This window comes from Streptomyces sp. NBC_01689 (assembly GCF_036250675.1).
Classification (GTDB): Bacteria; Actinomycetota; Actinomycetes; order Streptomycetales; family Streptomycetaceae; genus Streptomyces.
Genome location: NZ_CP109592.1, coordinates 7,217,366 through 7,229,432, shown reverse-complemented (window position 1 = coordinate 7,229,432; position 12,067 = coordinate 7,217,366). Strand labels below are relative to the sequence as shown.

General features: G+C 72.6%; 11 protein-coding genes. 4 read left to right on the top strand and 7 right to left on the bottom strand.

Annotation, left to right across the window (positions count from 1 at the left end):
• Positions 1–226: 226 nt before the first annotated feature.
• A complete protein-coding gene (locus OG776_RS30890) occupies positions 227–1,672 on the bottom strand; it encodes an alkaline phosphatase PhoX (protein WP_148007452.1) in 1,446 nt (481 codons plus the stop codon).
• Positions 1,673–1,929: 257 nt separating this feature from the next.
• A complete protein-coding gene (locus OG776_RS30885) occupies positions 1,930–3,351 on the bottom strand; it encodes a hypothetical protein (RefSeq protein WP_329322882.1) in 1,422 nt (473 codons plus the stop codon).
• 363 nt (positions 3,352–3,714) lie between these two features.
• Here OG776_RS30885 and OG776_RS30880 point away from each other — a divergent pair, with 363 nt between their 5' ends.
• Positions 3,715–5,541 (top strand): endonuclease/exonuclease/phosphatase family protein, encoded by a 1,827-nt coding sequence (locus OG776_RS30880; RefSeq protein WP_148007450.1) that lies wholly within the window; start codon positions 3,715–3,717, stop codon positions 5,539–5,541.
• Positions 5,542–5,602: 61 nt separating this feature from the next.
• Here the strand turns inward: OG776_RS30880 and OG776_RS30875 are convergent, their stop codons facing one another.
• The 4 genes from OG776_RS30875 to OG776_RS30860 form a co-directional block, all read right to left on the bottom strand.
• A complete protein-coding gene (locus tag OG776_RS30875; protein WP_329322881.1) occupies positions 5,603–6,337 on the bottom strand; it encodes an SRPBCC family protein in 735 nt (244 codons plus the stop codon).
• Positions 6,338–6,356: 19 nt separating this feature from the next.
• Complete coding sequence (locus OG776_RS30870; protein ID WP_329322880.1) at positions 6,357–7,049, bottom strand: ArsR/SmtB family transcription factor; 693 nt, start codon at positions 7,047–7,049, stop codon at positions 6,357–6,359.
• Positions 7,050–7,274: 225 nt separating this feature from the next.
• Positions 7,275–7,943, bottom strand: coding sequence for a hypothetical protein (locus OG776_RS30865; RefSeq protein WP_148013407.1), 669 nt, complete (start codon positions 7,941–7,943; stop codon positions 7,275–7,277).
• Positions 7,940–8,101 (bottom strand): hypothetical protein, encoded by a 162-nt coding sequence (locus OG776_RS30860; protein WP_187285979.1) that lies wholly within the window; start codon positions 8,099–8,101, stop codon positions 7,940–7,942. The genes OG776_RS30865 and OG776_RS30860 overlap by 4 nt, the downstream gene beginning before the upstream one ends.
• 176 nt (positions 8,102–8,277) lie before the next feature.
• Between OG776_RS30860 and dapA the strand changes: the two genes are divergently transcribed.
• Together dapA and OG776_RS30850 are read left to right on the top strand one after the other, a co-directional pair.
• Complete coding sequence (gene dapA / locus OG776_RS30855) at positions 8,278–9,204, top strand: 4-hydroxy-tetrahydrodipicolinate synthase (RefSeq protein ID WP_187285980.1); 927 nt, start codon at positions 8,278–8,280, stop codon at positions 9,202–9,204.
• 310 nt (positions 9,205–9,514) lie between these two features.
• The gene (locus tag OG776_RS30850) at positions 9,515–10,018 is read left to right on the top strand and encodes an HAD domain-containing protein (RefSeq protein ID WP_148013409.1); all 504 of its coding nucleotides are present in this window, start codon (positions 9,515–9,517) and stop codon (positions 10,016–10,018) included.
• Between the two features lie 433 nt (positions 10,019–10,451).
• On the opposite strand, the gene OG776_RS30845 is transcribed toward OG776_RS30850, so the two are convergent.
• Entirely contained in the window at positions 10,452–11,066 is a 615-nt protein-coding gene (locus OG776_RS30845; protein WP_329322879.1) for a hypothetical protein, read from the bottom strand.
• A gap of 316 nt (positions 11,067–11,382) precedes the next feature.
• Here OG776_RS30845 and OG776_RS30840 point away from each other — a divergent pair, with 316 nt between their 5' ends.
• Entirely contained in the window at positions 11,383–12,033 is a 651-nt protein-coding gene (locus OG776_RS30840; protein WP_329322878.1) for a tetratricopeptide repeat protein, read from the top strand.
• Positions 12,034–12,067 lie beyond the last annotated feature (34 nt).

Here is a 12,067-nt window from a genome sequence, read left to right as displayed (position 1 = left end):
AGGTGCGTGAAGTTGTGGTGTCCAGAGATCGAAGCCGGCGGAACCGACGTAGGTGCTCTAACCCCTGAGCTACATCGGCGCGTTGTGCCGACGGCGGGACTCGAACCCGCGACCGCCCCATTATCAGTGGAAGTAGGTCCTGCCTTCGCACCTGGACGTTCACCACTGTAGGAGGGCGGTCGCGACCCGGGCGAGCGATTTAATCCGACGGGAATGCGGCGGGAGTTCAGCCGCGCTTCTGGCGCTTCCAGGGGCCGGTGATCGCGAGCATGATTCCGGGTTCCTGGATGTTGGCGAACAGCGTCCGGCCGTCGGGCGAGAAGGTGACGCCGGTGAACTCGCTGTAGGCGGGCTCCTCTTCGGTGCCGATGTTGAGCTCGTTGCGGGCGATGGGGTAGGTGCGGCCGCTGTCGGTGGCGCCGAAGAGGTGCTGGACGCCTTCGCCGTCCTCGGCGATGACCAGTCCTCCGTAGGGAGAGACCGTGATGTTGTCGGGGCCGTCGAAGGCGCCGTCGGCGGACGGGTCCGGGTTCACCCCGATGAGAACCTTCAGGGTGAGGGTGCGGCGCTTGGGGTCGTAGAACCAGACCTGTCCGTCGTGCTGGACGGGGCTCTCCTCACGGGCGTACGAGGAGACGATGTAGATGCCCCCGTCGCCCCACCACATGCCTTCGAGCTTGCGGGCGCGGGTGACCTCACCGGCGGCGAACTGCTTGCGTACGGAGACGGTCCTGGCGTCGCGGTCGGGGACGTCCACCCAGTCGACGCCGTACACGGTGCCGATCTTCGTGGCGCGGGAGAGGTCGTCGACGAAGCGTCCGCCGGAGTCGAAGCACTTGAAGGCCTGGAGGGCACCCGCGTCGTCGGCGAGGGTGCGCAGTTGTCCGTGGCCGTGCTCGAAGCCCTGTGGCGGGGTCCAGCGGTACAGCAGGCCGTTGGGTGTCGCGGCGTCCTCGGTGAGATAGAGCCGGCCGCGCTTGGGGTCGACGACGACGGCCTCGTGGGCGTACCGTCCGAGCGCCTTGACCGGCTTGGGGTTCCGGTTGCGGCGGCGGTCGGCGGGGTCGACCTCGAAGACGTAGCCGTGGTCCTTGGTCATGCCGTTCTGGCCGGCCTTGTCCTCGGTCTCCTCGCAGGTGAGCCAGGTGTCCCAAGGGGTGTTGCCGCCCGCGCAGTTGGTGGAGGTGCCGGCGATGCCGACCCACTCCGCGACCTTGTCGTGGCGTACCTCGACGACCGTGCAGCCGCCGGAGGCCGCGGGGTCGTAGACCAGGCCCTCGGTGAGCGGCACGGGGTACTTCCAGGTGTCGCGGGTGCCCTTGAGCTCGTGGTTGTTGACGAGGAGGGTGGTGCCGCGCGGGCCGTCGAAGGTGGACGTGCCGTCGTGGTTGGACGGCGTGAACTCACCGGATTCCAGCTTGGTCCGGCCGCTGTAGGTGATGACGCGGTAGGAGAAGCCGGCGGGCAGCGCGAGGACGCCCTCGGGGTCGGGGACCAGGGGTCCGTACCCCACCCCGCCGTGCCGGTCCGCGGACTCCTCGCCGACGCTCTCGGTGTCGGTGGAGGCGAGGGCGTTCGGGGCGGTGGCGAGGGCACCCACGCTTCCGGCCAGCGCCACTCCGGCACCGGTGATCGCGGATCGTCTGGCGAAGTCCCTGCGGGTGAGCGACATGGGTGTCTCCTGTGACGGTGAGGACGACCGTGCGGACGACGTTGCGGGCACACCGTCCCGCCCATGGCTGAACGGGAGTTGAACGCCCGGCGACTTCACCGGACTCCCTTCCATGAATCCGTAAGGACTCGGCCACAGGAGCCCAAAGCCCTCTCACCCACCCCGTCGCGCGGCGCCCACCCCGTCGCGCGCCGCCGTCCACCCGGTCGCGCGCCGCCCCCGTCGGCGCGCGGCGCGCGGACGCCCGCTCGGCGGCCTCAGCCGCCCTGTTGCGAGCGGGCCTTGAAGGCGGCCTTGCGGGCCTCCTTGGCCACCTTCTTGTCGGGGTGCAGCCGCCCCATCGCCTCCAGGACGTCCGGTGTGGCGGGGTGGTCGACGCGCCAGGCGGCGGCGAAGAAGCCGCCGTGCTGCCGTGCCAGGCCCTCCACGAGACCCTGCAGCTCGGCGGAGTTGCCCTCGGCCGCGAGCTGAGCGGCGACCGTGTCGATGGTGAGCCAGAAGATCATCGCCTCGGACGGCGGGGGCACGTCCGCGGCGCCGTGCTCGGAGAGCCAGACCCGGGCGAGGCCGCCCAGCTCCGCGTCGTCGAGGACCTCACGCAGCGCGGGCTCGGCCGCCGCGCCGACGAGCGAGAGCGCCTGCTGACAGCGCAGCCGCCGCAGCGGCGCGCCGGCGTCGCCGCCCCGGGCCGCGGCGAGCAGTTCCCGCGCGGCCGCGAGGGGTTCGCGCCGGGCCAGCCACTGTTCGGTCTCGGCGCGGGCCGCGTCCGGCGGGAAGAGACCGGTGCCGTCCAGCAGCGTGTCCGCGCCCTTGTCCACCAGGTCGCCCACCGCGGGAGCGGAGAATCCCGCCTCCAGCAGCCGGGCCCGCAGCCCGTACAGGCCGAGCGGGGTCAGCTGCACCATTCCGTACCGCGAGACGTCCGTCTCGTCGAGGGGGCCGGCCGGCTCCTCGTCGGTGTCCGCCATCAGCGCCTCGTCGACCGGCTGGAAGTCGACGAGTCCGACCGGTTCCAGCAGCCGGAACTGGTCGTCGAGCCGCATCATCGCGTCCGACACCTGCTCCAGCACGTCGTTGCTGGGGTCTCCCATGTCGTCGGGGACGATCATCGACGCGGCGAGCGCCGGCAGCGGCACGGGCCCCTCCCCGCCGTCGCTCACGGTCAGCAGGTACAGATTGCCGAGCACTCCGTCGAGGAACTCGGCCTCGGCCTCGGGGTCCCAGTCCAGCGAGGAGAGGTCGACCTCCCCGCCGTCCTCCACCGCTCCGACCAGTTCGTCGAGGTCGGGCACGGAGGCGTCGGCGAGGACCGCCTCCAGGGCCACGAGCCACACCCCGAGGACGTCCTGCGGCCCTCCGGAGGTGAGCAGGTCGAGGTCCGCGCCCGCGGCGACGGCGCCCTCGTCCTCGTCCACGATCTCCACGAGGCCGGTGTCGACGGCGATCCGCCAGGCCTCGCTCGCGAAGGCCGCGGCGTCGTCCCCGGTCAGCCCGAGCGCGTCGGCCGCACCGGCGAGCTGCTCCTCGACGAGTTCACCGCCCGCGCCGACCCGCGTCTCCGGGCCGGCCCAGCGGGCCAGCCGCGCGGCGCGGGAGAGCAGCGGTGTGGCGAGCGCGTCCCGCGCCAGTTCCGCTTCGGAGGGCAGCCGCACCGGCGGCAGGGGGGAGCTGTCTGACATCGGCTGGGTTCTCCTCCGAACGATCAGGACCCGACGGGCGGGGCCGGACAGGCCCGACGGACCGGACCGGTACAAGCATGGCGGACAGGGGCGGGCGGGACGGACGAGGGCGGGCGGGGCGCGCGGACGACTCAGCCTAGACGGATTTCCACCCATGCCGCCCGTTTCATGTCCCTGCCAAGAGTCCGACCTCGCCGAATCCTTGACAACTCCCCCACCCACACACGAGATTGACGCGCGTAGAAGTTCAACGGGGGTTGGGCTCGCCGCTTTTCTACGCGCGTCACCAGCCCGTACGCGGGTCGTGCTCCCCCACCGCTTCGCCCTCGTCCCGGCGCTCAAGCAAGTCCCCGGAGGATTCCCTTGCCGACCAGGAGAACCGCGCGCATCGGCGCGCTGACCGTAGCCGCGGTCTGTTCCACCGTCTCCGCCGTCGTGCTCACCGCACCGGCCCACGCGGACACGGTCCGCATCCACGACATCCAGGGCACCACCCGGGTGTCCCCGTACGCGGGCCGGCCGGTCACGGACGTGGCGGGCGTGGTGACGGGTGTGCGGACCTACGGCTCGTCCAAGGGCTTCTGGATCCAGGACCCCACCCCGGACGCCGACCCCGCCACCAGTGAGGGCGTCTTCGTCTTCACCGGCTCCGCCCCGAAGGTGGCGGTCGGGGACTCGGTCACGGTCTCGGGCACGGTCTCGGAGTTCGTGCCCGGCGGCGCCGCGAGCGGCAACCAGTCGGTGACGGAGATCACCAAGCCGACGGTCACGGTGCTCTCGTCCGGCAATGCGGTCCCCGCCGCCACGGTGATCGACAGCCGTTCGGTGCCGTCCGCCTACGCTCCCGCCGGTGACACGGCGGCGGGCGGCTCGATCGACGCGCTCACCCTGGAGCCGAGCAAGTACGCGCTGGACCGCTACGAGTCCCTGGAGGGCATGAACGTCCAAGTCTCCGACACCCGTGTGGTCACCGCGACCGACCCGTACAGCGAGCTGTGGGTCACCGTGAAGCCGCACGAGCACGCGAGCCGGCGCGGCGGCACGGTCTACGGCGCGTACACCTCGCAGAACACCGGCCGGCTGCAGATCCAGTCGCTGGGCGCGACCGCCGACTTCCCCACCGCCGAGGTCGGCGACGAGCTCGCCGGCGTCACGGAGGGCCCTCTCGACTTCAACCAGTTCGGCGGTTACACGCTCGTCGCGAACCGGCTGGGCACCCTGGACAAGGGCGGCCTGCAGCGCGAGACGACCCGCAGGCAGTCGCCCGGCGAGCTGGCGGTCGCGACGTACAACGTGGAGAACCTGGACCCGGGTGACGGCACGTTCGCCGCCCACGCGGCCGCGATCGTGAACAACCTGCGGTCGCCCGACATCGTGTCCCTGGAGGAGATCCAGGACAACAACGGCGCGACGGACGACGGCACGGTCGCCGCCGACCAGACGGTGAACAAGCTGATCGACGCGATCGTCGCGGCGGGCGGCCCGAAGTACGACTGGCGTTCCATCGACCCGGTCGACGACCAGGACGGCGGCGAGCCGGGCGGCAACATCCGTCAGGTGTTCCTGTTCAACCCGCAGCGGGTCTCCTTCACCGACCGCGCGGGCGGCGACGCGACGACCGCCGTCGGCGTCACCAAGGTGCGCGGCAAGGCGCGGCTGACCGCGTCCCCGGGCCGTATCGCCCCGGCCGACACCGCCTGGACGTCCAGCCGCAAGCCGCTCGCCGGGGAGTTCGTCTTCCGCGGCCGGACGGTCTTCGTGATCGCCAACCACTTCGCCTCCAAGGGCGGCGACCAGGCGCTGACCGCGCGGTTCCAGCCGCCGGTGCGCAGCTCGGAGACCCAGCGTCACCTCCAGGCGACCGCGGAGAACACCTTCGTCAACCAGATCCTGAAGGCCCAGAAGGACGCCGACGTGATCGCGCTCGGCGACCTGAACGACTTCGAGTTCTCGGACACGGCGAAGATCCTGGAGGGCCACGGCGAGCTCTGGTCGGCCATCAAGTCGCTGCCCAGGAGCGAGCGTTACACGTACGACTACCAGGGCAACGAGCAGGTGCTCGACCAGATCCTGGTCAGCCCCTCGATCCGTCGCGACTGCGGCCTCGACTACGACAGCGTGCACATCAACTCGGAGTTCTCCGACCAGATCAGCGACCACGACCCGCAGGTGCTGAGGTTCAGGCCGTAACCCCGGATGCGGAAGAGCCCGGCCCCGTCGTCCGGGGGGCCGGGCTCTTTCCTGTGGCGGCTCAGGCCGCGAACGCGCCGTTCAGCCAGCCTCGCCAGGCGGTCTCGTCGCGCTTGGCATCGGCGTCGGCCGCGAAGTCGTGGACGCTGATGCCGACGGGGGCACCCCAGTGGTTGCGTCCGAAGAAGCGCAGCAACTGGTCCGCGGTGCGCAGGCCGATGAAGTACGGGTTGCGGAAGTCGACCACGGCGTCGAGGAGCCGGCCCTCGGGTCCCCGTGCCCGTACGCGCGCCCCCGCCTCGGTGTCGTCGCCCAGTCCGAGCGCCCGGCCCACCGTGGTGAAGGCGTCGGACGCCATGGAGGCCTCGGGTCCGTCGAAGGTGGCGAAGGCGACCGGGCGGCCCGCGAAGTGCGTCACGTACTCGCGCAGGGTGTGCAGATAGAAGTCCGTGTGCCGGCTCGCCCCGTCGTACTGGTTGTCCCAGTCCTCGACGAAGATGCCGCTGTGCACGTAACGCATCCAGGACCGGCGGCCGTCGTCGCGCGGCTCGATGGTCTCGTCGATCTGGTTGAGGGTCTGCTGGGAGATGCCCTGGACGTCCTCGACCCTGCTGGTCAGGCGGTGCGGCGGGTCCCAGTTGGTGAGGGTGGAACCGAAGGGGCCGGTGCCGCCCCGGCGCGGCTCGAACTCCATCGGCCACAGCCAGCCGCCGGTGCCGCTGGTGATGGCGTCCCACATCTGTTCCGGGGTGGCGTCGACCTCGAACTCGCGGGCGATCTCGAATTCCTTGGACATGGCGGTGGTTCTCCTGGGGTCAGCCCTGGGCGGGCGGGAGCGGGGCGGCGGGCGCGGCCGTGACGGGCGCGGTGTCGGGGAGGGGGGTGTCGGGGAGCACGGCCGCCCCGGCGGCCTCCTGGGCGGACTCCGGTTTGACCGTCGGATGGACGGCGACGACGATCCGGTGGGGCCGCCCGCCCTCCGCGTGCCCGTCGTGGTACTTGCGGACGAGCGCGCCGACGCCCTGCGTCAGCTCCTCGATGAACGCGGCACGGTCGGCCGCGGTCGCGAAGGTCACCTCGCCGTCGAGCGCGAACGTGGCGAGCCGCTTGCGGGCCCTGGTCGCGCCGGTGATCAGCGACCCGACGTCCCGGACCAGCCGGGCGCCGAGCGCGAGCAGCCAGCGGGCCGAGAGCTGGTCCCGGAACCGGTCCGGATCGGGCTGCACGGCGGCGAGCGCGAGCGGCGAGATGACGTACGACGCCGCGGTCGCGCGCATCAGCCGCTCGGTGACGTTGCCCTTCCGGCGCTCGCCCGCCAGCTCCACCAGGCCGTGCCGCTCCAGCGTCTTCAGGTGGTAGTTCACCTTCTGCCGCGGCAGCCCGACCTTTCCGGCCAGCATGGCGGCCGACGCGGGTCCGGCGGCCAGCTCGGCCAGCAACCGGGCCCGTATCGGGTCCAGCGAGACGGCGGCGGCCTCCGCGTCCTCGATCACGGTCACATCCAACATGTCTCCACCGTCTCACCGAAAATTTTATTTGTCCAGGCGGGTGGAGTTGTCGGCGTCGGCGAGGCGGGTGAGGGGTTCGGGTGATCCGGGTGATCCCGGTGGTCCGGGGCGGGGTGATGTGGGGTGCGCGGGATGGGGTGCGCGGGCTGCGAGGAAGGGGCCGGGCACACGAAGTCGGGGGCGCCGACGGGCGGGCCACCCGCCCGCCACCGTACGGTCGGCCCCCTACCCCCGTTCCCCGCTCTCGTCCAGACGCGTCAGCTGGGTCTGGAACCAGTCGAGCCGGGCCTGCAACAGGGCTGCCTCGGCGACGAGTTCGGACACTCCGAGCCCGCCGGCCGGATCCGCCGGCGCACTTCCGCTCCCGGCGCGGACCCGCAGTCCCTCGCCGGCAAGCCGGGCGAACCCCGCGAGGGACACGGACCTGCGGCCGCGCACACACCCCGCGCACGCCGCCGCGAGGCCGCACCAGCCCGGCCGCCCCCAGCCCGCGTCCGCGAGGGCGGCGGCCACCGCACCGCACGCGCAGGGACCGACCGTCGCGGTCCGCACCCGCTGGCGGGCGTAACGGAATCCCCGCTCGAAGCGGATGTACGCGCCGAGGACGGTGACCTCCAGCAGGGCCGCCGCCCGGTGTTCGGTGGTGCTCAGCAGCGCCTCGGCCGTTTCACGGTCGTGCACGCAGTGGAAGCCGCAGTCGCAGCGGCGGTGCGGCGTACGGTGCCGGAGTCCGTAGACACAGCGCGCCTCGTCCAGCACTCCGTACGGCAGCGCGCCGCCCAGGGACACGCCGGTGAACCCGGCCCGGGTGCCGTCCTGGGACAGCACCGGGTGGGCGATCTTGTATCCGGTCGGCGGCTCCGTCGGGCGTTCCTCGGGGAGCCGCAGCCTCATCCGGCGACCGGGACCTCTTCGGCCGGGGCCGCCTCGGACCCCGCGATCCCGTCGATCTCCGCGACCGCTCCGTTCTCCTCGGCCGGCCGGAGATCCACTCCGTCCGTGCCCGCCTGCTCCTCCGCGACTCCGGTGGCGAGTGCCCTTCCCAGCCTCATGACGCCTCCCGCGATCTGCCGTCGACTTCCGTCCTCGCCATGGTGGCCCATGGGAGGCCGAGTTGGCACCAGTGCCTCCGAGAAGCCCCCGAAAGAGGCACCTCGTAGCGGTACTTCCCGTCATTTCGTAGAAGAATTAAGTGGAGCTTCACCATGCGGGTGCCGAGACTGCTCGCATGACGCACACCGCTCGCACCCCGGCCCCGGCCGCGGCCGTCCCTCTCTTCGGCCGTGCGCTCTGCGCGATGGTCACGCCCTTCACGGAAGCAGGCGCGCTCGACCTCGACGGGGCGGGGCGGCTCGCCGACCGGCTGGTCAGCGAGGGGTGCGACGGTCTGGTCCTGTCCGGCACCACAGGCGAGTCCCCGACCACGACGGACGCGGAGAAGTCCGCGCTCGTACGGGCCGTGCGGGAGGCGGTCGGCGACCGCGCGTCGATTCTCGCGGGCGTCGGCACCGCCGACACACGGCACACCGTGGAGCTCGCCCGTGCGGCCGAAAAGGCAGGCGCGGACGGCCTGTTGGCCGTCACTCCCTACTACAGCAGGCCGCCGCAGGACGCCGTCGAGGCCCATTTCCGCGAGGTCGCCGACGCCACCGGACTGCCGCTCGCCCTCTACGACATCCCGGGCCGCACCGGCACCCGTATCGAGCCCGACACCCTGATCCGGCTCGCCGGGCACCCTCGGATCGTCGCGGTCAAGGACTGCGCGTACGACCTGCTCGGCACCCAGAAGGTGCTGGCACACACGGAGTTGGCGTACTACACCGGGTGCGACGAGTACGTGCTCGCGCTGCGGGCGATCGGCGGGACGGGTTACGTCAGCACGGTGGCGAACGCCGCGCCCGGCGCGTTCCGCGCGATCCTCGACGCGTTCGACTCCGGTGACACCGCAGGGGCGGCCCGCCTCCAGCGCCGGGTGATCCCACTGGTCGAGGCGATGATGGCGGCGGGTCTGCCCGGCGCGGTCACGGCGAAGGCACTGCTCGGCCGGCTCGGCCTGCCCGCGGGCCCGGTCCGCGCGCCGCTGCGGTCCGCCGGCCGGGAGACGGCCGACGGACTGCTGCGGGTGTACGAGGAGGTGGCGGCCGGTGAAGGCTGACGGCCGGCGGCCGGCCGCGAGGGGTGACCGGCAGATCAGCGCCTCGCGAAGACGGGCGTCCACTCCTGACGCTCCGGGTCGCTGCCCGGTGCGGGGCCACCGCTCAGCGGGACGACCTTGTCGCTGCCGATCGTGACCAGCACGAGCCGGGGCCGGTAGCGCGTTCCGGTCCGTCCCGGGAGCCTCCTCCGACGGCCCCATGCGGCCACCCCCTGTGCCCCGGGTGACGCGTGCGACGGGCCGCCGCTGTGCCTCCGGCCGGAGGGAAATTATCCGCACCCCTCCGCCCGGCGTCCCTTACGGTGGCCGCGTGAGCCGACCGCTGCTGTTCCTCGATGTCGACGGCCCGCTGAACCCGTACGCCGCCCAGCCGGAACGCCGGCCCGAGGGCTACACGACGATCCGGGTGACGCTGACCCCCGGCAGGCCCCTGCGCGTCTGGCTCCATCCCGGGCACGGCCGCGCCCTTCTGGACCTGGGCTACGACCTGTGCTGGGCGACCACCTGGATGGACGCCGCCAACCAGCACATCGCGCCGGTCATCGGCCTGCCCACCCTCCCCTATGTCGACTTCACCGGCGCCCTGTTCGCCGTGAGGCCGGAGGGTGTGCACTGGAAGACGGAACGGATCGTGGCGTACGCGGCCGGCCGGCCCTTCGCGTGGATCGACGACGAACAGTCCCCGGCCGACGACGGCTACGTGGCCGAACACCACCCCGCTCCCGCGCTCCTGCACCACGTCGACCCCCGACGGGGCCTGCTCGCAGGGGACTTCACGGCGCTGAGGGAGTTCGCGGCGGGACTGCCCGGGTGACCGAGATCCCCGGGCGACGGGTCCGGGGCCCGCGCACGGGCGAGGCCGGGTACGAAGTGCCGGGTCGCGGCCCCGACGCGATCGCGCGGAGCGACGGCAGGATGGTCGGCCTCGGTCCGTACCTGCTGCTGCGACCCGGCGGACCGCTCTGTCCGACGGACGCGCCGCGCGAGGTGGAGGTGGCGGCCGAGGCGGGGCCCGAACCGGGTCCGGACCGGCTGACCGTCCGGATCCGGCTGCGGGGCGGAACGGTCGTCCGGTCGGGCCTCGCGTACCCGGGCCCCTACGGGATCCCGTCTAGGAGGTCCGCTTCCACCTGGCGCGGTACCTGGCCGAGGTCGAGCGCGCGGGCGCGGCGGCGCGGGAGGGACCCGCGAACTCGCCTCCCGGCTCGCCGGGGTGAGCGCCGGGGCCATCCGCCTCCTGCCCGTGCTCAGCCGATGTCGTAGGAGGCGATGACGCGGGCCGGGGTGCGCAGGGTGGTTCCACCGGGGGCGCGTTCGACCAGGACGCCGACCCCCGGGCCGCTGCCTCGGCTCCGGTAGCTCCAGACGGGTCCCTTGAGCTCCGGGCCGCACAGCCCGTCGGGCATGTCGTGCCCGTCGTCGGCCCACCCGTACGCACCGCCGTAGTCCTCGTCCATCAGGGGCTCCCCCTCCGGGACCAGACCGACGCGGTGGAGATAGTCCGGCACGCGGCCGCTCCGGAAGGAGACCTCGGCGAGGCCGTGCCGGGTGAGGTAGTGGATGTCCGTGGCGTCCTCGGGAAGCGGCACGCCTCCGGGCGCGATCCTCCCGGTCAGCGCGGCGTCGCTGCCCGCACAGGCCCGTGCGTCACCGAACGGGTGCGACCACTCGTCGTGGAACAGCCAGAACACCCCGCCCGCCACCACCGCCAGGAAGGCGAGGCCGACGGCCACGACCGCCGGACCCGGCCGCCGTCGCCGTACGTGCCCCTCGTGATCCGCGCCCCCTGCGCCCTCCGCATCCGACGCCCCGCCCGGCTCCTCCGCGACGACGCCTCCGGCGCCCTTACCCGCGTCCCGCACGAAAGCCCCCTGGATCCGCCCGCTCGTGATCACGACAGCGTAGACGGCGCCGGCGGTCCGAACTCCGTTGTCTTCCGGTCCCGTTCAGCCACGGAGCGGCGGGCCGGACCGCCCGTGACCGCACCCACGACGTCCGCCTCCGCCGAAGGAAGGCCGCCGCCCCGCGCACGAGTCCCCTCCGCCGTCATGGCGACGACGGACCACCACCGCCACGGCACGCCGCCGCCGGTGCCGGCACCGGCGGCGGCGGCGGATGGAGGCACGTGCGGTCGTCATGGCTCGACATGCCGTCGAGCGGTGATCGTACGATGGGCGCATGACTGCGGACGCGCGAATCGAGCAGGCACAACTCCTCTACGAGCGCGCCGTGTTCGGTGGCGACACCGACGCACTCGCCACCGCCGAGCTGGGACTCGACGCGGTCGAGGCGGACACGGCCCTGGCCCGTGGCCGCCTGGAACACGCCCGATTCCTGGAGACCCGGGTCGAGAACGCCCACGAACTCGCACTCTTCGAGCGCGCTGCGGAACTGTACGGGCGGATCGGCGACGTACGGGGCGAAGGCGAGGCGCTGTTCTGGGCCGGCGCCTTCCACCAGGTGGTCCGCGACGACAACGAGCGCGCTCTCCCCGCCTTCCTGCGGGCCCGCGATCTCGCCACCCGGGCCGGTGACCGGCTGACCCTGTCCTACGTCCTGCGCCACCTCGGCTTCGCCGAGCACATGGCCGGACGTCCGGACTCGGCGGGAGAACACTTCGAGGAGTCCACCCGCCTCCGCCGGGACCTGGGTTTCCTGCCGGGAGTCGCGGCCAATCTGATCACCCTCGCCGAGTTCGCCGCCGAGCAGGACCGGCGGGACGACGCGGCGGCACTGCTCAAGGAGGCCGACGAGTTGGCCGAGTCCACGGAATCCCACGGCGTGCTGCGCTGGGTGGCGGCAGCACGCGAGAGGCTCGACCTGCCGTAGGAGTGACGACATCCGACAGGAATGACGGCACCCG